Origin of the sequence: Streptomyces corynorhini (assembly GCF_003346515.1) — a bacterium.
Taxonomy (GTDB): domain Bacteria; phylum Actinomycetota; class Actinomycetes; order Streptomycetales; family Streptomycetaceae; genus Streptomyces; species Streptomyces corynorhini.
This window is the reverse complement of record NZ_QQNA01000125.1, coordinates 1-25418: the sequence shown is the minus strand read 5'-3', so window position 1 is coordinate 25418 and position 25418 is coordinate 1. Positions and strand designations below refer to the sequence as shown.

23 protein-coding genes and 1 tRNA gene are annotated in these 25418 nt (G+C 68.6%); 15 read left to right on the top strand and 9 right to left on the bottom strand.

The genetic code is table 11. From position 1 onward, the window contains the following. The first annotated feature begins 25 nt into the window (after positions 1 to 25). From sigM to trxA, 4 genes are all read left to right on the top strand, one after another. Positions 26 to 730, top strand: coding sequence for an RNA polymerase sigma factor SigM (gene sigM, locus DVH02_RS17275; RefSeq protein WP_114624705.1), 705 nt, complete (start codon positions 26 to 28; stop codon positions 728 to 730). Beyond that, a complete protein-coding gene (locus tag DVH02_RS17270; protein WP_114624704.1) occupies positions 727 to 1674 on the top strand; it encodes a hypothetical protein in 948 nt (315 codons plus the stop codon). The genes sigM and DVH02_RS17270 overlap by 4 nt, the downstream gene beginning before the upstream one ends. A 119-nt stretch (positions 1675 to 1793) precedes the next feature. Next, the gene (gene trxB, locus DVH02_RS17265) at positions 1794 to 2768 is read left to right on the top strand and encodes a thioredoxin-disulfide reductase (protein ID WP_114624703.1); all 975 of its coding nucleotides are present in this window, start codon (positions 1794 to 1796) and stop codon (positions 2766 to 2768) included. A gap of 21 nt (positions 2769 to 2789) precedes the next feature. After that, on the top strand, positions 2790 to 3146 hold the full coding sequence (gene trxA, locus DVH02_RS17260) for a thioredoxin (RefSeq protein ID WP_407697639.1): 357 nt from the start codon (positions 2790 to 2792) through the stop codon (positions 3144 to 3146). Between the two features lie 84 nt (positions 3147 to 3230). On the opposite strand, the gene DVH02_RS17255 is transcribed toward trxA, so the two are convergent. From DVH02_RS17255 to rpmH, 9 genes are all read right to left on the bottom strand, one after another. Continuing rightward, on the bottom strand, positions 3231 to 3848 hold the full coding sequence (locus DVH02_RS17255; protein WP_114624701.1) for a GNAT family N-acetyltransferase: 618 nt from the start codon (positions 3846 to 3848) through the stop codon (positions 3231 to 3233). A gap of 304 nt (positions 3849 to 4152) precedes the next feature. Then, positions 4153 to 5262, bottom strand: coding sequence for a ParB/RepB/Spo0J family partition protein (locus DVH02_RS17250; RefSeq protein ID WP_114624700.1), 1110 nt, complete (start codon positions 5260 to 5262; stop codon positions 4153 to 4155). Further along, positions 5259 to 6335, bottom strand: a complete 1077-nt coding sequence (locus DVH02_RS17245; RefSeq protein WP_114624699.1) for a ParA family protein — start codon at positions 6333 to 6335, stop codon at positions 5259 to 5261. Before DVH02_RS17245 ends, DVH02_RS17250 begins: the two co-directional genes overlap by 4 nt. Positions 6336 to 6600: 265 nt before the next feature. Then, positions 6601 to 7317 carry a 16S rRNA (guanine(527)-N(7))-methyltransferase RsmG gene (rsmG, locus tag DVH02_RS17240; protein WP_114624698.1) on the bottom strand — a complete coding sequence of 239 codons (717 nt, stop codon included), beginning with the start codon at positions 7315 to 7317 and terminating at the stop codon, positions 6601 to 6603. A gap of 103 nt (positions 7318 to 7420) precedes the next feature. After that, entirely contained in the window at positions 7421 to 7936 is a 516-nt protein-coding gene (locus DVH02_RS17235; protein ID WP_114624697.1) for a Jag family protein, read from the bottom strand. Between the two features lie 17 nt (positions 7937 to 7953). Next, positions 7954 to 9243 (bottom strand): membrane protein insertase YidC, encoded by a 1290-nt coding sequence (gene yidC, locus DVH02_RS17230; protein ID WP_114624696.1) that lies wholly within the window; start codon positions 9241 to 9243, stop codon positions 7954 to 7956. Between the two features lie 3 nt (positions 9244 to 9246). Continuing rightward, positions 9247 to 9606, bottom strand: coding sequence for a membrane protein insertion efficiency factor YidD (gene yidD / locus DVH02_RS17225; RefSeq protein WP_114624695.1), 360 nt, complete (start codon positions 9604 to 9606; stop codon positions 9247 to 9249). Continuing rightward, the gene (gene rnpA / locus DVH02_RS17220; protein WP_114624694.1) at positions 9603 to 9974 is read right to left on the bottom strand and encodes a ribonuclease P protein component; all 372 of its coding nucleotides are present in this window, start codon (positions 9972 to 9974) and stop codon (positions 9603 to 9605) included. Before rnpA ends, yidD begins: the two co-directional genes overlap by 4 nt. 27 nt (positions 9975 to 10001) lie before the next feature. Further along, a complete protein-coding gene (gene rpmH, locus DVH02_RS17215) occupies positions 10002 to 10139 on the bottom strand; it encodes a 50S ribosomal protein L34 (RefSeq protein ID WP_030354375.1) in 138 nt (45 codons plus the stop codon). A 363-nt stretch (positions 10140 to 10502) separates the two neighbouring features. Here rpmH and dnaA point away from each other — a divergent pair, with 363 nt between their 5' ends. From dnaA to DVH02_RS17155, 11 genes are all read left to right on the top strand, one after another. Beyond that, entirely contained in the window at positions 10503 to 12284 is a 1782-nt protein-coding gene (gene dnaA / locus DVH02_RS17210; RefSeq protein WP_114624693.1) for a chromosomal replication initiator protein DnaA, read from the top strand. 999 nt (positions 12285 to 13283) lie between these two features. After that, positions 13284 to 14414, top strand: a complete 1131-nt coding sequence (gene dnaN, locus DVH02_RS17200; protein ID WP_114624692.1) for a DNA polymerase III subunit beta — start codon at positions 13284 to 13286, stop codon at positions 14412 to 14414. A 77-nt stretch (positions 14415 to 14491) separates the two neighbouring features. After that, positions 14492 to 15379, top strand: coding sequence for a phosphogluconate dehydrogenase (NAD(+)-dependent, decarboxylating) (gene gnd, locus DVH02_RS17195; protein ID WP_114624691.1), 888 nt, complete (start codon positions 14492 to 14494; stop codon positions 15377 to 15379). 126 nt (positions 15380 to 15505) lie between these two features. Next, positions 15506 to 16630, top strand: a complete 1125-nt coding sequence (gene recF / locus DVH02_RS17190) for a DNA replication/repair protein RecF (RefSeq protein WP_114624690.1) — start codon at positions 15506 to 15508, stop codon at positions 16628 to 16630. Further along, positions 16627 to 17304, top strand: a complete 678-nt coding sequence (locus DVH02_RS17185; RefSeq protein WP_114624689.1) for a DUF721 domain-containing protein — start codon at positions 16627 to 16629, stop codon at positions 17302 to 17304. The genes recF and DVH02_RS17185 overlap by 4 nt, the downstream gene beginning before the upstream one ends. A 547-nt stretch (positions 17305 to 17851) precedes the next feature. After that, positions 17852 to 19933, top strand: a complete 2082-nt coding sequence (gyrB, locus tag DVH02_RS17180; protein WP_114624688.1) for a DNA topoisomerase (ATP-hydrolyzing) subunit B — start codon at positions 17852 to 17854, stop codon at positions 19931 to 19933. A gap of 51 nt (positions 19934 to 19984) precedes the next feature. Beyond that, positions 19985 to 22651, top strand: coding sequence for a DNA gyrase subunit A (gene gyrA / locus DVH02_RS17175; protein ID WP_114624687.1), 2667 nt, complete (start codon positions 19985 to 19987; stop codon positions 22649 to 22651). Between the two features lie 88 nt (positions 22652 to 22739). Continuing rightward, positions 22740 to 23348: a DUF3566 domain-containing protein gene (locus DVH02_RS17170; protein ID WP_114624714.1), complete on the top strand. Its 609-nt coding sequence runs from the start codon at positions 22740 to 22742 to the stop codon at positions 23346 to 23348. Positions 23349 to 23406: 58 nt separating this feature from the next. Then, positions 23407 to 23480 (top strand) — tRNA-Ile (locus tag DVH02_RS17165). Positions 23481 to 23715: 235 nt separating this feature from the next. Further along, positions 23716 to 23850 (top strand): DLW-39 family protein, encoded by a 135-nt coding sequence (locus DVH02_RS36200; RefSeq protein ID WP_003958712.1) that lies wholly within the window; start codon positions 23716 to 23718, stop codon positions 23848 to 23850. Positions 23851 to 24087: 237 nt separating this feature from the next. Continuing rightward, a partial coding sequence (locus DVH02_RS17155; RefSeq protein ID WP_199566321.1) for a hypothetical protein occupies positions 24088 to 25418 on the top strand: 1331 nt, incomplete at its 3' end.

Sequence of the window (25418 nt, the reverse complement as noted above, 5' to 3'; positions counted from 1 at the left end):
CGGACCGGGGGAGGGGGGCTCACCAGTGGACGACGCCGCACTCGGCGACAGCAGCGACCACGAGCTGCTGAGCGCCCACGTCGCGGGGCACCCGCACGCCTTCGGCGAGCTGGTACGGCGCCACCGCGACCGCCTCTGGGCAGTCGCCCTGCGGACGCTGGGCGACCGGGAGGAAGCCGCTGACGCCGTGCAGGACGCTCTCGTGTCCGCCTTCCGGGCCGCCCACACCTTCCGCGGCCAGTCCGCCGTGACGACCTGGCTGCACCGCATCACCGTCAACGCGTGTCTCGACCGGGCCCGCAAAGCGGCGTCCCGCAAGACGTCTCCGGTGGACGACAACGAGCGGCTGGAACAGCTCCTCGAACCGCATGAGTCGGCGGAAGCTCCCGCCGAACGCGGCGATCTTCACCGGGAGTTGCTGGCGGCGCTGGCCAAACTTCCCGTCGACCAACGTGCGGCGCTCATCCTCGTCGACATGCAGGGCTACCCCGTCGCGGAGGCCGCCGCCGTCCTGGGCGTACCGACCGGAACGGTGAAGAGTCGCTGCGCACGCGGCCGGGCCAGACTTCAGCCGATGCTCACACACCTACGTGCGGACATCGGGGATATCAGTGGTCGGGGCAAGGGAAGGAACCGGACGCCGGGGGCATCCGTCCCACCGGCATCGGGGCCAATGGATTCAGGATCGGGTGATCCTGCCGGCGTGAAGGGCGGAGGTGGGCGCACGTGACATCGACGACCGACACGACTGAGCACCCGGATGTCTCGGAGATCTCCGATTTCACGGAAGGGCTGGTCCCGCCCTCCAGGGCAGCCGATCTCCAGCTCCACCTTGAGAGCTGCGCGCTCTGTACCGATGTCCATGACTCCTTGGAAGAGATCAGGGGGCTGCTCGGAACCCTGCCCGGACCGCTACGGATGCCCGCCGACATCGCCGGCCGTATCGACGCCGCGCTGGCGGCCGAGGCGCTGCTCGCCTCGACCACTCCGCTTGAGGCCGCCTCCGCCACGTCCGGAGCCGACCGCTCCCCCGATGTTTCACGTGAAACATCGCTCTCGCCCCAGAACTCCACCGAGACGTCGTCCCCGACGCCGGAGGCGGTACGAGCCGACCGCCCCGCGGGCCGGCCGAAGGCAGCGACCGGGCCGGGACGCGGCGGACGCACCCGACGTCGCCGTCATGCGGTCCTGGGTGCCGTCTTCGGCACGGCAGCGGTGGGCGTCAGCGTCTTCTTCTTCCAGTCGCTCCAGTCGGCCGACAATGATGGCACCAAGGCTCAAGCAAACGCGGCGCCCAGCTCCCCGGCGCCGAAGAGCGCAGCCGAGTTCTCCGCGACCGGTCTCCAGAGCCGGGTGGACACCCTGCTGGCCGCCCCGGCGTCCACCAAATCCGATCGCCGCGCCGCGACCGAGGACCTGGAAACCCCGGATTCACCCATGCTCCATTCCCTTCCCAAGGTGCCCTCCTGCGTTCAGCAGGGCACAGGACGCACCGAGGCCGCCCTTGCGGCCGAGCAGGGCAGCTACGAGGGCAGTCCTGCCTATCTCGTCGTCCTGCCACACCCCGGGGACACCACGCGGGTCCAGGCCTATGTGATCGATGCGACCTGTGTGGAGGAGACCTCCACGACCAAGGGGAAGGTCCTGCTGACGCACTCCTACCCTCGCCGCTGACGACACCCCCGTGTGGGGTGGACGACCTCGGGAATGCGAGACCCGTAGGATCCGTTGGATGGGGTGAAAGTCGTTGATCCGGCCCCAGTAGGCAGTCTGCAGAGACGAGGAAGTAACCCGTGAGCGACGTCCGTAATGTGATCATCATCGGGTCCGGGCCCGCCGGCTACACGGCCGCGCTGTACACCGCGCGCGCTTCGCTGAAGCCGCTGGTCTTCGAGGGCGCCGTCACCGCCGGTGGCGCTCTGATGAACACTACCGATGTGGAGAACTTCCCGGGCTTCCGCGACGGCATCATGGGCCCGGATCTCATGGACAACATGCGGGCACAGGCCGAGCGCTTCGGCGCCGAGCTGGTGCCGGACGATGTCGTCTCGGTCGACCTCACCGGCGACATCAAGACGGTCACCGACACCGCGGGTACCGTCCACCACGCCAAGGCCGTGATCGTGACGACCGGCTCCCAGCACCGCAAGCTCGGGCTGCCGAACGAGGACGCCCTCTCCGGCCGAGGCGTCTCGTGGTGCGCCACCTGTGACGGCTTCTTCTTCAAGGACCAGGACATCGCCGTGATCGGCGGTGGCGACACCGCGATGGAGGAGGCCACCTTCCTTTCGCGCTTCGCCAAGTCCGTCACCATCGTCCACCGCCGGGACACGCTGCGCGCCTCCCAGACCATGCAGGACCGTGCCGTCGCCGACCCCAAGATCAAGTTTGCCTGGGACAGCGAAGTCGCGGAGATCCACGGCGACCAGAAGCTCTCCGGTCTGACCCTGCGCAACACCAAGACCGGCGAGACCTCCGCGCTGGCCGTGACCGGTCTGTTCATCGCGGTGGGCCACGACCCGCGGACCGAGCTTTTCAAGGGTCAGCTCGACCTGGACAACGAGGGCTACCTCACGGTCGACGCCCCCTCGACGCGGACGAACCTCTCCGGAGTCTTCGGCGCCGGCGATGTCGTCGACCACACCTACCGGCAGGCGATCACCGCCGCGGGCACCGGTTGCTCCGCCGCGCTGGACGCCGAGCACTTCCTCGCCGCGCTGAGCGACAGCGCGAACGCGGCCGAGCCGAAGAAGACCGCCACCGTCTGATCAGCAACTCCATCCCACAGACTGAAGGAGGCCGCCGTGGCCTTGAAGCAGGTAACCGACGACTCATTCGACGCCGACGTCCTCAAGAGTGACAAGCCCGTCCTGGTGGACTTCTGGGCCGCCTGGTGCGGACCGTGCCGACAGATCGCGCCGTCCTTGGAAGACATCGCGGCCGAGCACGGCGACAAGATCGAGATCGTCAAGCTCAACATCGACGAGAACCCGGGCATCGCGGCCAAGTACGGCGTCATGTCCATCCCGACGCTGAACGTCTACCAGAACGGCGAGGTCGCCAAGACCATCGTCGGCGCCAAGCCGAAGGCCGCGCTTCTGCGCGACCTGGACGACTTCATCGGTGAAGGCGCAGCCAAGAGCTGACCCTCGATGTTTCACGTGAAACGGGTCCACTCCCCGGTCGGGGAGTGGACCCGTTTCTCGGTTGCAGGCGGAGTGCCCCGAGCCTCAGAGGGGGCGCGGCACCGGTTCCTTCTTCACCGCGCCCAGCAGCCGGTCCAGGGCCAGTTCCACATCCTCTTTCCAGGAGAGCGTGGTCCGTAGCTCCAACCGCAGCCGTGGGTATCGCGGATGCGGTCGTACGGTCTTGAAGCCCACCGCGAGCAGGTGGTCGGCGGGCAGCACACAGGCCGGCTCTCGCCACCGCGCGTCGCCGAATGCCTCTACGGCTTTGAACTCCCGGCGCAGCAGATCCTTGGCCACGGTCTGCACCAGTACCCGCCCGAGTCCCTGGCCCTGATAGCCGGGCATGATCCAGCCCGTTATCAACTGGACCGCGTCCGGGGAGACAGGGCTGGTGGGAAACGCCATGGCCCTCGGCACATAGGCCGGTGGGGCGTAGAGGACGAAGCCGACCGGCACCTCGTCGACATAGACCACCCGGCCGCAGGATCCCCACTCCAGCAGGACCGCCGAGATCCATGCCTCTTTCTGTGCCGCCGCTCTGCCGGTCTTTACCGCGGCTTCGCCGCTGACCGGGTCAAGCTCCCAGAAGACACACGAATGACAGCGCTCGGGGAGGTCCGGAAGGTTGTCCAGCGTGAGCGGTACGAGCCGACGCCCCATGGAGGCTGTTCCTCACTTCCCTCACCTGCCGTATCCCGGGCGGCGGTCAGCACGCTGCGTTCCCGAAGCAGGCTGCCCACAAAGCCGCCGAGCACGCCAAGGCCCAGTCCAGCTGACACCAGTTGGCTCCGGCTCACCGATCGCATGGCCCTTGGCTCCTTCGGAGGTGGATCGAGGTGGCTGCGCCGTACCAGATCGCATCGTATCCACCCAGAGCCACCTGGCATACCGAGAGACAGCAAAGGGCGGGCCGTGTTCCGGTCAGTCCGGTCCACAGCCCGCCCCGGGAGACGGTGGGGGAGCGTCAGCTCTCGTCGTTCTCCGCTGAATCCTCGTTGAGGCTCGTCTCCAGGACACGTCCCTCGCCGGGAGCCAGAGTGCCGAGAATGCGGTCCAGATCGTCTATCGAGGCGAACTCAACAACGATCTTTCCCTTCTTCTGCCCCAGGTCGACCTTCACGCGGGTCTCGAAGCGGTCCGAGAGACGCGATGCCAGATCGCCCAGCGCGGGCGACAGCCGAGCGCCCGCGCGAGGGCCCTTCGCCTTGGGGGTGGCCTCGGGGCGCGATCCCATCAAGGTCACGATCTCCTCGACGGCCCGCACCGAGAGCCCTTCGGCCACGATGCGATGTGCCAGCCGGTCCTGCTCCTCGGAACCCTCCACCGAGAGCAGCGCCCGCGCATGGCCGGCGGAGAGCACCCCGGCGGCCACCCGACGCTGCACAGGGGGCGAGAGCCGCAGCAACCGCAAGGTGTTGGAGACCTGCGGACGCGAGCGTCCGATCCGGTCGGCCAACTGGTCGTGCGTGCAGTTGAAGTCCTTGAGCAACTGGTCGTAGGCGGCGGCCTCTTCCAGCGGGTTCAACTGGGCACGGTGCAGGTTCTCCAGCAACGCGTCGAGCAGCAGCTTCTCGTCGTCCGTGGCGCGGACGATCGCCGGAATGCGCTCCAGCCCGGCTTCCCTGCATGCCCGCCAACGCCGCTCGCCCATGATCAGCTCGTAGCGTTCCGACGCCACCTGGCGTACGACCACGGGCTGGAGGAGTCCCACTTCCTTGATGGAAGTGATCAGTTCCGCGAGAGCGTCCTCATCGAACACCTCCCGGGGCTGCCTCGGGTTGGGCGTGATCGCATCGATGGGGACCTCGGCGAAGTACGCGCCGCCCGTCGCCTCCAGCTCCGGCTCGGTCACCCCATCCTGCTCAGGCGCCAAGGACTCCGCCTCCGGCGACGAAGCCGCCTGTGGCAGCGAGGGTGCCCTCTCCGCGGCCAGGTCCCGCTCGGCGACCAGCACCGGTGCTGCCGTTCCCGAAGAGGCCGTGGCCACTCCGGGGGAGGGCACCTGCTTCTCCTGCGGAGCGGCAGGAATCAGCGCACCGAGCCCACGCCCAAGGCCTCTACGTCGCTCGCTCACTGGATCCCCTCCGACATACTCTGCTGACTGTTCTGGCTGCCCACATGCGCCTGCTGGGCGTCGTAGTGCACCCCGACCCCCCGCAGTGCGATCTCACGGGCGGCTTCGAGATACGAGAGGGATCCGCTGGATCCCGGGTCATACGTGAGCACCGTCTGGCCATAGCTCGGTGCCTCCGAGATGCGTACGGAGCGAGGAATGCTCGTCCGCAGCACCTCCTTGCCGAAGTGGCTCCGCACCTCGTCCGCCACCTGCGAAGCGAGCCGGGTCCTGCCGTCGTACATGGTGAGCAGGATGGTCGACACATGCAGAGAGGGGTTGAGGTGTCCACGGACCAGTTCGACATTCCGCAGCAGCTGTCCCAGCCCCTCCAGCGCGTAGTACTCGCACTGGATGGGGATCAGTACCTCTGCTCCGGCGACCATCGCGTTGACGGTCAACAGGCCGAGCGAGGGCGGGCAGTCGATGAGGATGTAATCCAACGGCTGCTCGTACGCTTCGATCGCCCGCTGTAGCCGGCTCTCCCGTGCCACCAGCGACACCAGCTCGATCTCCGCACCGGCGAGATCGATGGTGGCTGGGGCACAGAAGAGACCTTCGACGTCCGGTACGGGCTGGACCACCTCGGAGAGGGGCTTGCTCTCCACCAGGACGTCATAGATCGAGGGGACTTCGGCATGATGGTCGATCCCGAGCGCCGTGGAGGCGTTGCCCTGTGGATCGAGGTCGACCACCAGCACTCGCGCTCCATGGAGCGCCAAGGAGGCGGCCAGGTTGACCGTGGTGGTGGTCTTCCCTACGCCGCCCTTCTGATTGGCGACGACCATGACACGTGTCTGCTCAGGGCGGGGCATTCCCTCACCGGCCCGGCCCAGTGCCTCCACCGCCAGTTGGGCAGCGCGACCAATGGGGGTGTCGTCCATCGGGGGCGGTGTTTCACGTGAAACATCCTCCCCCGCCGACTCGGTGCGGGGACCGGGGACCGGATCGGTCATCGGTCCCGCGATGTTGGCGTCGGACCGCAAGGATTCACTCTCCTCGACTTCAGACTCGCAATGGACAGAGCCTGCCATGCTTTCGGGGTCGTGAACCAGCGAGGCCCTTGGTTCTGTGGACGAATCCACCGTTGTGGACAACCTCGCCCCCCTGACGAGGGGCTTTCGGCCGCGCGGTGTGGCAGCCGCGCGGCCACGGCCGATGATGCCCTGGAGCAGTGAGCGACGTTTCACGTGAAACACGATGCACGGGCCGCAGGGCTAGACCGTCACGACACTCCGCAATGCATAGGTATGGCAGCTTGTATGGAGCATCACTGATAGGCAGTAGGGACTGTACGGGTCAGCGGCGGCGCCGCGCACGGCCGACCTGGGCGGCCTTGGCCCGCTTCGTCGCGAACCTCACCCCGCCCGGACTCTCGCCCACCTCGACCCGTACCACTGTGGCCAGCGGGTCCACGATGCCTTCTCCGACATGGAGAACCGAGGTCTCCACCACGCCGAGCTTGCTCAGCGCCGCGCGCGCGCCCTTGATCTCCTCCTCCGCCGTATCGCCCTTGAGCGCCAGCATCTCCCCATAGGGGCGCAGCAGGGGCACTCCCCAGCCCGCCAGGCGGTCCAGGGGGGCCACCGCCCGCGCCGTCACCACATGCACCGGCTGAAGCGTCCCGAGGACCTCCTCGGCGCGACCACGCACCACCGTCACATGGTCCAGGCCGAGCAGCTCGACCACTTCCTGGAGAAAGTTCGTCCGCCGGAGCAGCGGCTCCAGCAAGGTGATCTTCAGGTCGGGCCGCACCAGCGCCAGCGGTATACCGGGCAGCCCCGCCCCCGAGCCGACGTCGCAGACCGTCACGCCCTCGGGAACGACCTCCGAGAGCACCGCGCAGTTCAGCAGATGCCGCTCCCACAGCCGTGGCACCTCACGTGGACCGATCAGACCTCGCTTGACCCCCGCGTCCGCCAGCAGCTCCGCGTAGCGGACAGCTTCCGGAAAGAACTCATCGAATACCGTGCGTGCCTCGTCCGGTGCGGGGGGAAGCTCTGCTGCCTCCGTCACGGAACCGTCCTTCCATACCGAACCACCGATGGGTGGCTGACTATCAGGCTGACAAAGATCGGCCCCGCCTGCACAACAGACGGGGCCGAAAACGTTGGATCACTCAGGCAGGGAGTACCACAACGAAGCGCTGCGGCTCCTCGCCCTCCGACTCACTGCGCAGGCCCGCTGCCGCGATCGCGTCGTGCACGACCTTCCGCTCGAAGGGCGTCATCGGGTTGAGCTTCACCGGCTCGCCGGTGCTCTTGACCTCGTCCGCCGCCTTGGCCCCCAGCTCGGCCAGCTCGGTACGCTTCTTCGCCCGGAAACCGGCGATGTCCAGCATCAGCCGACTGCGGTCCCCGGTCTCGCGGTGCACGGCCAGGCGCGTCAGCTCCTGAAGCGCCTCCAGCACTTCCCCGTCACGACCCACAAGCTTCTGCAGATCCCGACCGGAATCGCTGATGATCGAAACCGCGGCCCGGTCCGCCTCGACGTCCATGTCGATATCGCCGTCGAGATCAGCGATATCGAGCAGACCCTCAAGGTAGTCGGCCGCGATCTCCCCTTCCTGCTCCAGGCGGGTCAGGGTGTCGCCCTCTTCGGCGGGGGCGGCGGCGGAGATGGTGCCTTCCGTCACGGATGGACTCCTTCTTCTTACTTCTTGGACGGGTGCTTGGGCCGCTGCTGACCCTTACGCTGCCCCGACTTGGCTTTTTGGCGCGTGGCACCGGTGGCACCGGCAGCGGGCCGGCCCGACGGCTTGGACTTGGGGTCCTGCGGCTCGTCCTTCTTCTCCAACGAGGTCTTCGCCGGCTCGTCGGTGGCCTCGGTGTCGCTGACCTCGTCCGGCTTGTCCGCGGCCAGCTGCGCGGCCGCCTGGCGCTGCGCCTTGGTCAGACGCTTCGGCTGCTGCCGCTTCTGCGCGCCGCCGGCCTCGGCCTCGGCCGCCGCGGTGTCGCTCTTGATGACCGTGCCGTCGGGCTGCGCGGCCAGACCCGCCTTGGCCAGGCTCATCACGAACTTGCGCTCGTTGTCGTTGCGGTCCGGGCCCTTGGCGACGATCGCCTGGACGATGGTGCGCTTACGACGGGAGCGGACCTCGTTGTGCGTGGTGATGGTCTTCAGCAGCCGGGTGAGGTACTGGTCCTGGGCCTTGCTGCCCGGAGTCGGGTTCTGGTTGATCACGTACATCTGCTGGCCCATGGTCCACACGTTGGTGGTCAGCCAGTAGACGAGCACACCGACGGGGAAGTTGATGCCCGTGACGGCGAAGATCAGCGGGAAGATGTACATCAGCATCTTCTGCTGCTGCATGTACGGCGTCTTGACCGTCAGGTCGACGTTCTTCGTCATCAGCTGGCGCTGCGTGTAGAACTGCGACGCCGACATCATGATGATCATGATCGCGGTGACCACGCGCACATCGGTCAGCGAGGAGTTCAGGGAGGCGACCTTGTCGCTGCTGTCCGTGAACTTCGCGGCCAGCGGGGCGCCGAAGATGTGCGCCTGGCGGGCGCTGTCGAGCAGGCCCTGGTTGATCACGCCGATGGTCTTGCCGTTGGCGATGCTGGAGAGCACGTGGTACAGCGCGAAGAAGAACGGCGACTGAGCCAGGATGGGCAGACACGAGGAGAGCGGGTTGGTGCCCGTCTCCTTGTACAGCTTCATCATCTCTTCGGACTGACGCTGCTTGTCGTTCTTGTAGCGCTCCTGGATCGCCTTCATCTTCGGCTGGAGCACCTGCATGTTGCGGGTCGACTTGATCTGCTTCACGAAGAGCGGGATCAGGCAGATCCGGATCAGCACCACCAGGGACACGATGGACAGTCCCCAGGCCCAGCCCGTGTCAGGGCCGAAGATCATCCCGTACAGCGAGTGGAACTGGACGATGACCCATGAAACGGGTGTGGTGATGAAACTGAACAGACTGGCAATCGTGTCCACTAATCAGGCTCCTTGAGCATTGGGCGAAGTCTCTGCGGCCGGACTGGGGGTGTCGGGGGTCGGTCCCCCGGAAGGCACGCCAGCTGCGGAGTGCCCGCCCTTATCGCCGCGCCACGCGTTGCGCAGCAGTTCGTGCCAGCGCGGGCGTTTGCGCGGCGGGACATGGTCCACACCACCCGGCGACCACGGATTGCACCGCAGAATGCGCCAAGCGGTCAGCGCCGTGCCCTTCACCGCGCCATGCCGGTCGATGGCGGTATATCCGTAGTGCGAACACGACGGGTAGTACCGGCAGACAGGCCCGAGAAGCGGGCTGATCGTCCACTGGTACAGCTTGATCAGAGCCAGCAGCGGGTACTTCATCGCGCGCCCCCTCCCAGCAGCCGCCGGAAAGCGGCGTCCAGGTCTCGGGCCAGCTGTGCATGATCGGCGTCGCCCGCTCCGGGCAGCGCCCGTACGACAACCAGGCTACCGGGGGGCAGCTCGGAGAGTCGGTCGCGTATGAGGTGGCGGAGTCTGCGCTTCACCAGGTTACGCACGACGGATCCACCCACGGCTTTGCTTACGACGAAACCCGCACGCGGCGGGGGAGCGCTCTCCCCCGGCGCGTGCGGGTCCGTTGCACCGCTGCGTAGATGGACGACGAGAAGCGGGCGGCCGGCCCGGCGTCCTCGGCGTACCGCGGTCGCGAAATCCTCGCGCCGCCTCAGCCGATTCTCGGTAGGCAGCACGTCATGACCTGTTGGCTATCAGGCGAATCAGGCCGACAGACGGGCGCGACCCTTGCCACGGCGGGTCGCGAGAATCGCGCGGCCGGCACGGGTACGCATCCGCAGTCGGAACCCGTGGGTCTTGGCGCGACGACGGTTGTTCGGCTGGAAGGTGCGCTTGCTCACTCGGGGGCTCCAGAAAATGATGTGTGGATGGCGGGACATCGCCTGGCTGTCACCGTGCGCCCACGAGAAGCTCGCGATTACGCCCTAGTGCACCGCTTCACAACCACAGCTCGTGATCTTTGCCCATCGGAGGCAGGCGGCAGCAGCCATCGACAACTCGACCTGGTCACGGTACGCGCGGCTACGCCATCCGGTCAAACCAGCTCCGCACCGGGCGCCATTGTGCACAGGCTGTGGACAACGACTTGAACCGCGCGGGTCGGCCTGACTACCTTGGCTGAACTCCGGATTCTTTTCCTGCCGGTCTTCCCACCCCGTCCCGAGAACCACACATTCGTGGGACCAGCGAGAGAGCGTGCCCCTGTGGCTGATGTACCTGCCGATCTTGCCGCAGTGTGGCCACGAGTGCTGGAGCAACTCCTCAGAGAGGGCCAGCAGGGCGTCGAGCCCAAGGACAAACAGTGGATCGAACGCTGCCAGCCACTGGCCCTCGTCGCCGACACCGCGCTGCTCGCCGTCCCCAATGAATGGGGCAAGCGCGTCCTGGAGGGCCGGCTCGCCCCGCTGATCAGCGAGACGCTGAGCCATGAGTGCGGCCGGCCCATCCGGATCGCGATCACGGTCGACGACTCGGTCGGCGAGCCCGCCCCGCCGGCCCCCTCCGTGCCCCAGCAGCACCGCTACCAGGGCGGTCCGTCCCACGACGAGCAGCGCCAGCACGACGGGTACGACGGCTACGGCCACCGTCCGCAGGACGACGGGATGCCCTCGGTGCGCCCCGCGTACCCGGACTACCCGCAGCAGCGTCAGGACCCCGGCGCCTGGCCGCGGACCCAGGAGGACCTGTCCTGGCAGCAGCCGCGGCTCGGCGGCTACCAGGACCGCGATCCGTACGCCACGGCGCACACCCAGCAGCCGCAGCACGACTACCGGCAGCCGCAGAGCCAGGACCGCTCCCCCTACGACCGGCACGTGGACCGGCACGACCCGCACGATTCCCAGGAGCCGCCGTCGCCCCGGCACGGCGGCGGCCAGAGCGTGGGCCGCGCGCGCGGCGGAGCGCCCGGCCCGCTGGGCGCCCAGCCCGCGCCCGCGCCGGGTCCCGGCGAGCCGCAGGCCCGGCTCAACCCCAAGTACCTCTTCGACACCTTCGTGATCGGCGCGTCCAACCGGTTCGCGCACGCGGCGGCGGTCGCCGTCGCCGAGGCACCGGCGAAGGCGTACAACCCGCTCTTCATCTACGGCGAGTCCGGGCTCGGCAAGACCCACCTGCTCCACGCGATCGGGCACTACGCGCGCAGCCTGTACCCCGGCACCCGGGTGCGGTACGTCAGCTCGGAGGAGTTCACGAACGAGTTCATCAACTCGATCCGGGACGGCAAGGGCGACACCTTCCGCAAGCGCTATCGCGATGTCGACATCCTCCTGGTCGACGACATCCAGTTCCTGGCGAGCAAGGAGTCGACGCAGGAGGAGTTCTTCCACACGTTCAACACGCTCCACAACGCCAACAAGCAGATCGTGCTGTCCTCGGACCGGCCGCCCAAGCAGCTGATCACCTTGGAGGACCGGCTGCGCAACCGGTTCGAGTGGGGGCTGACCACGGATGTGCAGCCGCCCGAGCTGGAGACCCGTATCGCCATCCTCCGTAAGAAGGCGGTGCAGGAGCAGCTGAACGCTCCCCCCGAGGTGCTGGAGTTCATCGCCTCCCGGATCTCGCGCAACATCCGGGAGCTGGAGGGCGCGCTCATCCGCGTCACGGCGTTCGCCTCGCTCAACCGGCAGCCGGTGGACCTGGGCCTCACCGAGATCGTCCTCAAGGATCTGATCCCGGGCGGCGAGGACGCGGCCCCGGAGATCACCGCGGGGGCGATCATGGCGGCGACCGCCGACTACTTCGGGCTCACGGTGGAGGACCTCTGCGGCTCCTCACGGAGCCGCGTGCTGGTGACGGCACGCCAGATCGCGATGTACCTCTGCCGTGAGCTGACCGATCTCTCGCTGCCGAAGATCGGTGCGCAGTTCGGCGGCCGGGACCATACGACCGTGATGCACGCCGACCGGAAGATCCGCGCGCTGATGGCCGAGCGGCGCTCCATCTACAACCAGGTCACGGAGCTGACCAACCGCATCAAGAACGGCTGACAGGGACGGCCGACAGCCGTCCGGGTCCTGGAGGGGCGCCCTGGGGAGACCGCCGTACGGAGCGTACGGAGACGGTCCCGGGGGCGCCCTTTGCTCCGTCCCCGTCCCCCCGGGTGTTTCCCGGCTCTGTCCCGCCCTCCCGCGTCGCCTGTCGCGTCCCTGCCGCCGCCCCCTTCGTCGTCCTGCCAGCGTCCCCGTCGTCATCCCGTCGTCGTCCCGCGGTGCTGTGGACGCGCCGCGCCGCCCTCCGGCCGGTCGCCGGTGTTCGAATACGTGGCCATCGGGCCCGCTTCTCCACAGATCTGGGGAGAATCTTCCGTCCACAGCCTGGGGGCCCGTAAGTTGTTCAGGTCCTGTCCACAGGCTGGGTGGACGCGGGGCCGTCGAGCCAGGTCAGAGCCCTGTGGAATTGTGGCCGAAGCCTGTCCACAGCCTGTGGACACAATTTCTGTCCACAGGGGCTCGTCGTGACTGTCCACCGGCGGCCCACAGGCAGAGCCCGGTTGCCCACACCTTCTCCACAGCGCTGTCCACTGTTCGGCAACGAAACGCGCGGGATCGCTTGGTCGAGTGAAAGGCGTCACACCAAGGAGGCGGGTTGGGCTGTGGGGAAGGTGGGTAAACCTGGGGACGCAGCTGGGGAGAAGTAGGGGTCCCCTGTGTATCGGGTGTGCACAACTTTCGGCTGTCCACAGAAGAGGCCGGTTGTCCACGGGCCGCGCCCACAGGACCGGTGGACAAAAAACCGGCACTGACCTGCATGGACGACGTTATCCACCGTTTCCACAGGCCCTACTACTACTACCCCCTAGAGTTAGCGAGAGATCCGGTTCGAAGTGGGGCCTGTGCACAACTTCGCCTCCGAGCCCGAACCGCCACGCGCACCGACTTGACCCACGGCCGCACCGACTGTCGGTGCCGTACGTCAGACTGGTCCCCGGCATCACAGCCACGTCGAAGGCCAGCAGGGCGAGTCAGCAACAGCAGGAGGCGGTTCCGGTGAAGATCCGGGTGGAGCGCGACGTACTCGCTGAGGCGGTGGCCTGGGTGGCCCGCAGCCTCCCGGCCCGTCCGCCGGCCCCCGTTCTCGCGGGCCTTCTGCTGAAGGCGGAGGACGGCGCCCTCAGCTTCTCCAGCTTCGACTACGAGGTCTCGGCACGGGTCTCGGTGGACGCGGAGGTCGAGGAGGACGGGACGGTCCTCGTATCGGGCCGGCTGCTCGCCGACATCTGCCGCGCCCTCCCCAACCGGCCGGTGGAGATCTCCACAGACGGTGTACGGGCGACGGTGGTCTGCGGGTCCTCCCGCTTCACGCTGCACACACTGCCTGTGGACGAGTACCCGGCGCTGCCGCAGATGCCCACCGCGACCGGCACCGTGCCCGGCGAGGTCTTCGCCTCGGCCGCCGCCCAGGTGGCCATCGCCGCGGGCCGTGACGACACCCTGCCTGTGCTGACCGGCGTACGGATCGAGATCGAGGGCGACACCGTCACCCTGGCCTCGACCGACCGCTACCGCTTCGCCGTCCGCGAGTTCCTCTGGAAGCCGGAGGCCGCGGACATCTCCGCCGTCGCGCTGGTGCCCGCCAAGACGCTGCTGGACACCGCCAAGGCGCTCACCAGCGGTGACACGGTCACCCTGGCGCTCTCCGGGTCGGGTGCGGGCGAGGGGCTCATCGGCTTCGAGGGCGCGGGCCGGCGCACCACCACCCGGCTGCTCGAAGGCGACCTGCCGAAGTACCGGACGCTGTTCCCGACCGAGTTCAACTCGGTCGCGGTCATCGAGACCGCTCCGTTCGTCGAGGCCGTCAAGCGGGTGGCCCTGGTCGCCGAGCGCAACACACCCGTACGGCTCAGCTTCGAGCAGGGCGTGCTGATCCTGGAGGCGGGCTCCAGCGACGACGCGCAGGCGGTGGAGCGGGTGGACGCTCAGCTGGACGGCGACGACATCTCGATCGCCTTCAACCCGACCTTCCTGCTGGACGGTCTCAGCGCGATCGACTCACCGGTGGCGCAGCTGTCCTTCACGACCTCCACGAAGCCGGCGCTGCTCAGCGGCAAGGCGGATGTGAAGGCGGAGGCGGACGAGGCGTACAAGTACTTGATCATGCCGGTACGCCTGAGCGGCTGACCCCACAGGTGAGTGGCCGGGTCCGGGCGTAGGCTCGGACCCGGGTACGAATCGCCTCAACGCTTAAGGAACGCCTGATGGAGCTCGGTCTCGTCGGTCTCGGCAAGATGGGCGGCAACATGCGCGAGCGCATCCGCCGCGCCGGCCACACTGTCATCGGATACGACCGCAATCCGGACCTCGCCGATGTGCACAGCCTTCAGGAGCTGGTGGGCAAGCTCAAGGGCCCGCGCGTGGTGTGGGTGATGGTTCCGGCGGGCGCCGCGACGCAGGCGACGGTCGACGAGCTGGCCGAGCTGCTCTCCCCGGGCGATGTCGTGGTCGACGGCGGGAACTCCCGCTGGACGGACGACGAGAGGCACGCGGTCGAGCTGGGCATCAAGGGCGTCGGCTTCCTCGACTGCGGTGTCTCCGGCGGCGTCTGGGGCCTGGAGAACGGCTACGCGCTGATGTACGGCGGCGACGCCGAGAACGTCGCGAAGGTCCAGCCGATCTTCGACGCGCTCAAGCCCGAGGGCCACTTCGGCTCGGTCCACGCCGGCAAGGTCGGCGCCGGGCACTTCGCCAAGATGGTCCACAACGGCATCGAGTACGCGATGATGCAGGCGTACGCCGAGGGCTGGGAGCTGCTGGAGAAGGTCGACTCGGTCACCGACGTCCGGGAGGTCTTCCGGTCCTGGCAGGAGGGCACGGTCATCCGTTCCTGGCTGCTGGACCTGGCCGTCAACGCCCTCGACGAGGACGAGCACCTGGCCGAGCTGCGCGGCTTCGCGCAGGACTCCGGAGAGGGCCGCTGGACGGTCGAGGCGGCCATCGACAACGCGGTGCCGCTGCCCGCGATCACCGCTTCCCTCTTCGCGCGGTTCGCCTCCCGCCAGGACGACTCGCCGCAGATGAAGATGATCGCCGCGCTGCGCAACCAGTTCGGCGGCCACGCGGTCGAGTCGAACGCTCCGAAGAAGTAGAAGAAGCAGCCGCACAGAGGCACCCGCGCACAGCAGCGCCCAGGCACCCGCGCCCGAGCGCCCGGAAGCCCAGAGGCTTCAGAAGCACCGAGAAGAGCCAGGACCGGGAGAGGCCCGCGCACGCCCATGCATGTCACGCATCTGTCGCTGGCCGACTTCCGGTCCTACGCCCGGGTCGAGGTCCCTCTCGATCCGGGCGTCACGGCGTTCGTGGGCGCGAACGGCCAGGGCAAGACCAATCTGGTCGAGGCCGTCGGCTATCTGGCGACCCTCGGCAGCCATCGCGTCTCCTCCGACGCCCCGCTGGTGCGGATGGGAGCGGAGCGCGCGGTGATCCGGGCCGCCGTGACGCAGGGCGAGCGGTCGCAGCTGGTCGAGCTGGAACTCACCCCCGGCCGCGCGAACCGGGCGCGTGTCAACAGGTCATCGCAGGTCAGACCGCGTGACGTGCTGGGCATCGTACGGACCGTGCTGTTCGCGCCGGAGGATCTGGCGCTGATCAAGGGCGATCCCGGCGAGCGCCGCCGCTTCCTGGACGAGCTGATCACCGCGCGCTCCCCCCGGATGGCGGGGGTGCGCTCGGACTACGACCGCGTGCTGCGACAGCGCAATACGCTGCTGAAGTCGGCGGCGATGGCGCGGCGGCACGGTGGCCGTGGCATGGACCTGTCGACGCTGGACGTCTGGGACCAGCACCTGGCGCGGGTGGGCGCGGAGCTGCTCACGCAGCGGACGGATCTGATCGCGACCCTGCAGCCGCTGACCGACAAGGCGTACGACCAGCTGGCGCCCGGGGGCGGTCCGGTGGCCCTGGAGTACCGTTCCGCCACCGAGGAGCCGGGAATCGGCTCGCGCGACGAGGCGTACGAGGCGCTGCTCGCCGCGCTGGCCGGTGTGCGCAAGCAGGAGATCGAACGGGGCGTGACGCTGGTCGGGCCGCACCGGGACGACCTGGTGCTCAAGCTCGGCCGGCTCCCGGCCAAGGGGTACGCGAGCCACGGCGAGTCCTGGTCGTACGCGCTGGCGCTGCGGCTGGCCTCGTACGATCTGCTGCGCTCCGAGGGGAACGAGCCGGTGCTGGTCCTGGACGACGTCTTCGCCGAGCTGGACGCGCGGCGGCGCGAGCGGCTGGCCGAGCTGGTGGTCCCGGGCGAGCAGGTGCTGGTGACGGCCGCCGTGGACGACGATGTGCCGGGCGTGCTGGCGGGGGCGCGGTTCGCGGTCGCCGACGGCGCGGTGGAGCGGGTATGAGCGGCCGTGGCACGGCGCCCGACCCGGCGGAACGGCCTTCGGGGCGGTCTTCGGGGCCACCTTCAGGGCGGCCTTCAGGACCGCGCGCCGCGCAGCCGTCCGCCGAACTGCCCGGACTCGGCGCGCGGGACCCCGCCGGGAGCGAGCCCTCCCCGTCCCCGGCTCCCGAGGCGTCGGGCGTGGACCTGGCGCGGGTCGCGCTGCGCGCGGCGAAGGAGCAGGCACGGGCGCGCGGCGCCGCCGTACAGCAGAAGAAGCAGGCCAGACGGGGCGGCGGGCTGCGGTCCGGATCCGGTGCGGACGGCCGCGACCCGCTGCCGCTCGGGGCCGCGATCAACCGGCTGATCACCGAGCGCGGCTGGGAGACGCCCGCGGCGGTGGGCGGTGTGATGGGCCGGTGGCCGCAGATCGTCGGCGAGGACCTGGCCAAGCACTGCGTGCCACAGCGCTACGACGACGCGCGTGACGAGCGGGTGCTGACCGTACGGTGCGACTCGACGGCGTGGGCGACGCAGCTGCGGCTGCTGGCGCCCCGGCTGGTGGCCCGGCTGAACGAGGACCTGGGGCACGGCACGGTACGGACGATCAAGGTCCTGGGCCCCGGCGGACCGCCGTCGCGCTCGGGCCGACTGCGGGCCCCGGGCAGCCAGGGGCCGGGCGACACGTACGGCTGACGGGCCCCCGGCTGCCGGAGACGGCTGCTGGCGACGGCTGACGGCTCTCCCGGCCCCGTCCCGTATCCCGGTCCGGCGCGCGTGCTGCCGGTCGCCCCTCTTCCCTCTTCTTCTCTCCTCCGCCGACTCCCCTCCCTCCCCTCCCGCCGCCGTCCCCGGCCTCCGGGGTGCCCTCGAAACCGCCGGGCTCCGGCCGCGCGGCGGTCGCTCCGTACCTGCTCCGTACCTGCTCCGGACCCCTGCCGTACGCCGCGGCGACCCGGCCGGACGGCCCGGTGGAGTGAGGCGTCCCTCACCGTAGCGGGAGGTTGACAGGCCGAAGCGCTCAATGCCGGTGTGAGCCTCCTGGAGCCCCTTCCCGAATATGGGGAGTCGGGAGCCGCTCATTCAGGGCGGCACATGCGGACTCAGGTACCGGCAAACCCCCATTCGGGTCGGCGCTACCGGTAGACTGATGGCAATTCCCGCTGTGCTTGCGGGAGCAGTCAACAGATGCTGACACAAGCCGAACGACGCAGCCGCTTCCCGCTTGCTCGGAGAACGGCCTGTGCTGTGCCAGAAAGGGCGCTTCGTGGCCGATTCCGGCAACCCCAATGAGAAGACTCCGTCCACCGGCCTCGGTGAGAACGGCGAGGTGACCGCCTCGTACGACGCCAATGCCATCACCGTGCTCGAAGGGCTGGACGCGGTCCGCAAGCGTCCGGGCATGTACATCGGCTCGACCGGTGAGCGTGGGCTGCATCACTTGGTGTACGAGGTCGTCGACAACTCCGTCGACGAGGCCCTGGCCGGCCACGCGGACACCATCGACGTCACCATCCTCGCCGACGGCGGGGTGCGTGTGGTCGACAACGGCCGCGGCATCCCGGTGGGCATCGTGCCGTCCGAGAACAAGCCGGCCGTCGAGGTCGTGCTCACGGTGCTGCACGCGGGCGGCAAGTTCGGCGGCGGCGGCTACGCCGTCTCCGGCGGTCTGCACGGCGTCGGCGTCTCCGTCGTCAACGCGCTGTCCACGAAGGTCGCGGTCGACGTCAGGACGGACGGTTACCGCTGGACGCAGGAGTACAAGCTGGGCGTGCCGACCGCGCCGCTCAAGCGCAACGAGGAGACGGCCGACTCCGGTACGACGGTCACGTTCTGGGCCGACCCGGACGTCTTCGAGACCACGGACTACTCCTTCGAGACGCTGTCGCGCCGCTTCCAGGAGATGGCCTTCCTCAACAAGGGCCTGACCTTGACGCTGACCGACGAGCGCGAGTCGGCGAAGGCCGCCGTGGGCGCCGACGTCGCGGGCACGGACGCCACCGAGGACCCGAGCGAGGAGCCGCCGGCCCGTACGGTGACGTACTTCTACGAGGGCGGCATCGTCGACTTCGTGAAGTACCTCAACTCGCGCAAGGGTGAGCTGATCCACCCCACGGTCATCGACATCGAGGCCGAGGACAAGGAGCGGATGCTCTCGGTCGAGATCGCGATGCAGTGGAACGCGCAGTACAGCGAGGGCGTGTACTCGTTCGCGAACACGATCCACACGCACGAGGGCGGTACGCACGAGGAGGGCTTCCGCGCGGCGATGACCGGTCTGGTCAACCGCTACGCGCGCGAGAAGAAGTTCCTGCGCGAGAAGGACGACAACCTGGCGGGCGAGGACATCCGCGAGGGTCTGACGGCGATCATCTCGGTGAAGCTCGGCGAGCCGCAGTTCGAGGGCCAGACGAAGACCAAGCTCGGCAACACCGAGGCGAAGACCTTCGTGCAGAAGATCGTGCACGAGCACCTCACGGACTGGTTCGACCGCAACCCGAACGAGGCCGCGGACATCATCCGCAAGTCGATCCAGGCGGCCACCGCCCGGGTCGCGGCCCGCAAGGCGCGCGACCTGACCCGCCGCAAGGGGCTGCTGGAGAGCGCCTCGCTGCCGGGCAAGCTGAGCGACTGCCAGTCGAACGACCCGTCCAAGTGCGAGATCTTCATCGTCGAGGGCGACTCCGCCGGTGGTTCGGCCAAGTCGGGCCGTAACCCGATGTACCAGGCGATCCTGCCGATCCGCGGCAAGATCCTGAACGTCGAGAAGGCGCGCATCGACAAGATCCTCCAGAACACCGAGGTGCAGGCGCTGATCTCGGCGTTCGGCACCGGGGTGCACGAGGACTTCGACATCGAGAAGCTCCGCTATCACAAGATCATCCTGATGGCGGACGCCGACGTCGACGGTCAGCACATCAACACCCTGCTGCTGACCTTCCTGTTCCGCTTCATGCGCCCGCTGGTCGAGGCGGGACACGTCTATCTGTCGCGCCCGCCGCTCTACAAGATCAAGTGGGGCCGGGACGACTTCGAGTACGCGTACTCCGACCGGGAGCGCGACGCCCTGGTCGAGCTGGGCAAGCAGAACGGCAAGCGGATCCGCGAGGACTCGATCCAGCGCTTCAAGGGCCTGGGCGAGATGAACGCCGAGGAGCTGCGGGTCACCACGATGGACGTCGACCACCGCGTGCTCGGCCAGGTCACCCTGGACGACGCGGCCCAGGCCGACGATCTGTTCTCGGTGCTGATGGGCGAGGACGTCGAGGCCCGGCGTTCCTTCATCCAGCGCAATGCCAAGGACGTCCGCTTCCTCGACATCTGAGTCGGTCTCAGCTGACGGATTCGACAAGGCCGAAAGGAACACTGACCAGCAATGGCCGACGAGAACACCCCTGACAACCCTGACCTCCCCGAGAACTCCGCCGTCCCCGGCACCCCTGGCGCCCCCGTGGTCCAGGAGACCGTCGAGGAGGTGGCGGGGCTGGCGATGCGCGTAGAGCCCGTCGGGCTCGAAACGGAGATGCAGCGCTCGTATCTCGACTACGCGATGTCCGTCATCGTGTCGCGCGCGCTGCCCGACGTGCGGGACGGGCTCAAGCCCGTGCACCGCCGCGTGCTGTACGCGATGTACGACGGCGGCTACCGGCCCGAGAAGGGCTTCTACAAGTGCGCCCGCGTCGTCGGTGACGTCATGGGTACGTACCACCCGCACGGCGACTCCTCGATCTACGACGCGCTGGTCCGGCTGGCGCAGCCGTGGTCGATGCGGATGCCGCTCGTGGACTCCAACGGCAACTTCGGTTCCCCGGGCAACGACCCGGCCGCCGCCATGCGGTACACCGAGTGCAAGATGATGCCGCTGTCGATGGAGATGCTCCGGGACATCGACGAGGACACCGTCGACCTCACGGACAACTACGACGGGCGCAACCAGGAGCCGACGGTCCTGCCGGCGCGCTTCCCGAACCTGCTGATCAACGGTTCCGCGGGCATCGCCGTCGGTATGGCCACGAACATCCCGCCGCACAACCTGCGGGAGGTCGCGGCCGGCGCGATGTGGGCGCTGGAGAACCCGGAGGCGAGCCACGAGGAGCTGCTCGACGCGCTGATCGAGCGGATCAAGGGGCCGGACTTCCCGACCGGCGCGCTGGTCGTGGGGCGCAAGGGCATCGAGGAGGCGTACCGGACGGGCCGCGGCTCGATCACGATGCGCGCGGTGGTCGAGGTCGAGGAGATCCAGAACCGCCAGTGCCTGGTGGTCACGGAGCTGCCGTACCAGACCAACCCGGACAACCTCGCGCAGAAGATCGCCGACCTGGTCAAGGACGGCAAGGTCGGCGGTATCGCCGACGTCCGCGACGAGACGTCCTCCCGTACGGGGCAGCGGCTGGTCGTCGTCCTGAAGCGGGACGCGGTCGCCAAGGTCGTCCTGAACAACCTGTACAAGCACACCGACCTGCAGTCCAACTTCAGCGCGAACATGCTGGCGCTGGTGGACGGAGTGCCGCGCACGCTGTCCCTGGACGCGTTCATCCGGCACTGGGTGGCGCACCAGATCGAGGTCATCGTCCGGCGGACGAAGTTCCGGCTGCGCAAGGCCGAGGAGCGGGCGCACATCCTGCGCGGTCTGCTCAAGGCGCTGGACGCGATCGACGAGGTCATCGCGCTGATCCGGCGCAGCGACACGGTGGAGATCGCGCGCGAGGGCCTGATGGGGCTGCTCACGATCGACGAGATCCAGGCGAACGCGATCCTGGAGATGCAGCTGCGCCGGCTGGCGGCGCTGGAGCGGCAGAAGATCGTCGCTGAACACGACGAGCTGCAGCAGAAGATCAACGAGTACAACGCGATCCTGGCCTCGCCGGAGAAGCAGCGGCAGATCGTCCGCGAGGAGCTGGCGGTCATCGTCGACAAGTTCGGCGACGACCGGCGCTCGAAGCTCGTCCCCTTCGACGGTGACATGTCCATGGAGGACTTGATCGCCGAAGAGGACATCGTCGTCACCATCACGCGCGGTGGCTACGTCAAGCGCACGAAGACGGACGACTACCGCTCGCAGAAGCGCGGCGGCAAGGGCGTGCGGGGCACGAAGCTCAAGGAAGACGACATCGTCGACCACTTCTTCGTCTCCACGACCCACCACTGGCTGCTGTTCTTCACCAACAAGGGCCGGGTCTACCGGGCCAAGGCGTACGAGCTGCCCGACGCGGGCCGGGACGCGCGCGGTCAGCACGTGGCCAATCTGCTGGCGTTCCAGCCGGACGAGCAGATCGCCGAGATCCTGGCGATCCGCGACTACGAGGCCGTCCCGTATCTCGTTCTCGCAACAAAAGCGGGGCTGGTGAAGAAGACCCCGCTCAAGGATTACGACTCGCCGCGCGCCGGCGGAGTCATCGCGATCAACCTCCGTGAGACGGAATCCGGCGCGGACGACGAGCTGATCGGGGCCGAGCTGGTGTCGGCGGCGGACGATCTGCTGCTGATCAGCCGCAAGGCGCAGTCGATCCGGTTCACCGCGACGGACGACGCCCTTCGGCCGATGGGGCGAGCCACATCGGGTGTCAAGGGGATGAGTTTCCGCGAAGGGGACGAACTGCTCTCGATGAATGTCGTCCGGCCCGGTACTTTCGTCTTCACCGCAACGGACGGCGGGTACGCGAAGCGGACCCCCGTCGACGAGTACCGCGTCCAGGGTCGCGGCGGCCTCGGTATCAAGGCCGCCAAGATCGTGGAGGACCGTGGCTCTCTCGTCGGCGCGTTGGTGGTCGAGGAGACTGATGAGATCCTTGCCATCACGCTCGGCGGCGGTGTGATTCGCACGCGCGTCAACGAAGTCAGGGAGACGGGCCGTGACACCATGGGCGTCCAACTGATCAACCTGGGCAAGCGCGATGCCGTGGTCGGTATCGCACGCAATGCCGAGGCGGGGCGTGAGGCCGAAGAGGTCGACGGGGGTGATGACCCGGCGGCCGACGAGGCCGGTACGGCCGAGGTCGTAGCCGAGGGCACTCAGTCCTCGGCCGGGGAGCACGAGGAGTAAAAGCGTGAGTGGAGCCACGGGCGCCGGATCGAACGCTTCCGCAGGGAACGGTGCCCGTGGCCCTGCCACGGACTCCCAGGGGGTGACCGTGACCGGTACCCGGGGGCAGCAGCCTCCGTATGAGACATACGGCGCCGAGCAGCCGAAGCCGGCCGCTCAGCCGTACCACCCACCGCAGGCCTACCCCACGCCGCAGGGCGGCGCGGGTACGCAGGGCGGACAGAAGCAGGGCCAACAGGGAGCCTCCGTGACAACTGCCGCTTCGGGTACCGCCGCGGCTGCCGCCGCCGTACGGCTGCCGCGTACCGGCGCACGCACCACACCGCGTACGCGCAAGGCGCGGCTGCGGGTGTCGAAGGCCGATCCGTGGTCGGTGATGAAGGTCAGCTTCCTGCTCTCCATCGCGCTCGGCATCTGCACGGTCATCGCGGCGGCCGTGCTGTGGATGGTCATGGACGCGATGGGCGTCTTCTCGACCGTCGGCGGGACGATCAGTCAGGCGACGGGCTCCAACGAGAGCAACGGCTTCGATCTCCAGTCCTTCCTGTCGCTGCCGCGGGTGCTCGTCTTCACCTCGGTCATCGCGGTGATCGACGTCGTGCTGGCGACCGCGCTGGCCACGCTCGGAGCGTTCATCTACAACCTGTCGGCGGGCTTCGTGGGCGGTGTCGAGCTGACGCTCGCCGAGGACGAGTGAGGACCGGCTATCGATTTTGGGGCTGGCCCTGAAGTGCGCTAATCTTCAGGGGCAGCGCGGGGCTATAGCTCAGTTGGTTAGAGCGCATCCCTGATAAGGATGAGGCCACAGGTTCAAATCCTGTTAGCCCCACCGCGAGGAACGGCCCGTACGGAATGATCCGTACGGGCCGTTCGCATGACCGGAACCGGGGCGTCGGCCGGGCGCCGACTCCGTGTCGACTCTCTGTCGACTCCGTGCCGACTGTGCTGAGGGTGTGCCGATGACGACGCGAGTCGAGGCGCGGGCAGGTCACCGATCGGTATCGGCCGGTGTGTATAGTCGGGCGCCAGAAGTCCCCTACGTCAAGGAAAGACGAGGTCGCGCGGTGAAGAAGCTTCTCTTGGTCGCACTGGCCGCCATCGGCGGTCTCCTCGTGTACCGCCAGATCCAGGCGGACCGCGCCGAGCAGGATCTGTGGACGGAGGCGACCGACTCCGTGCCCGCAGGTTCGGGTGTGTGAGACGCAGCAGTCCGAATTGCGAGCCCCGGCCGCCGAGCGGCCGGGGCTTCGTGCTGTCCCGGGCCGGTTCGACGTGATTGAATTCACTTAAGCGAACGAATGAATTGCTTTGGCAAATGACCGGGCGGGTGGGGGCAGCGCGGTGATTCGGGTGGCCGCACAGACAACGGCGGGACGGCCGGGGCAGGATGGACCGGCAGCGCGGAGCGGGTCGGCCGAGAGGGCAAGGGGGAGCGCGTGAACAGGCGGGGCGGCAGGGGCCGGGCGGCGATGAGGACGGCCGGGGCGTCGGCGATGTGTCTGGCGGCCGTCGTCTGCGGCCCGGTGGCGCCGCGGGCGCAGGCGTGGGCGGCCGACGGGCCGAGTCCTTACGCCTTCGAGCCGGGCGCCGAACGGATCACCGGGGCGACGACCACGAGCGGCGCGCGGCCGCTCGCCGAGGGGGTCACGTACCGGGATTCGATCAAGTCGGGCTCCCGGCTCGTCTACCGGCTGGACCTGGAGGCGAGCACGAGCACGTACGCCTCGGCGGTGGCCGTGCCCGAGCCCGGCAGCCCGGTCGACTCCTCGGACCGGATCAAGGTCTCGTTGCAGAACAGCGAGGGATCCGACTGCGGTTCGCAGGAGGCGAGTATCGGCAGCGGGAGCGAGTTCCCCCGCCCGCTGGCCGCCTACGCCTACCGGACGGCCGACAAGAGCGGGTACTCCTGCCGGGACTCCGGCCGCTACTACCTCGTCGTGGAGCGGCTCGGCGACACGCCCGCCGCGTCCGGGTCCTGGGACCTGGAGATCCGGCAGGTCTCCGAGCCGGGGCTGGCCAAGGCCGGGCCCACCCGCGCCCCGTCGGCCTGGCCGAGCGCCTCCCCGGTGCCCGCGGAGAACGGCGGGACGGGGGAGCGTACGGGCGGCAGCAGCTTCTACGACGCCAAGGGGCTGACCGGGGGCGAGTGGACGACGGAGATCGAGCCGGGCGCGTCGCTCTTCTACCGGATCCCGGTCGACTGGGGACAGCAGATCTTCGTCGGCGCGGACCTGAGCAGCTCGGAGCAGCCGGACGGAGAGCGCGTCAACGGCGCGTTCTCCATGGCCCTGTACAACCCGGCGCGCGGGTTCGTCGCCAGCAGCAACTCGCTCTCGTACGACGGCAAGCAGAAGACGGCCACCCTCGCCCCGCTGCCGCCGGTGGCCTATGAGAACCGGTTCGGTTACCGCGGCGGTGACCGGGACATGCGGTTCGCCGGCTGGTACTACCTGCGGGTCAGCCTCAACCCGGAGGTCGGCGCGGCGTTCGGCGAGAAGCCGCTCCCGCTGACGCTGCGGGTCGATGTGGAGGGCGAGCCGAAGGAGGGCCCGGCGTACGCGGGCCCTGCGGGCGACTTCAGCGTGAGCCCCGACGACCGGGATCAGGCCGCGGGCGGGCGGAGCCGGGAGGACGAGGCGGACAAGGGCGCCACGATGACGCTGGTCGCCGCGGCCGGGTTCGGCACGGGGACGGCGCTGCTGGTGGGCCTCGGGGTGTGGACGCTGATCACGCGGCGGAACGCGGCGCGTGATCAGCGTCCACACCC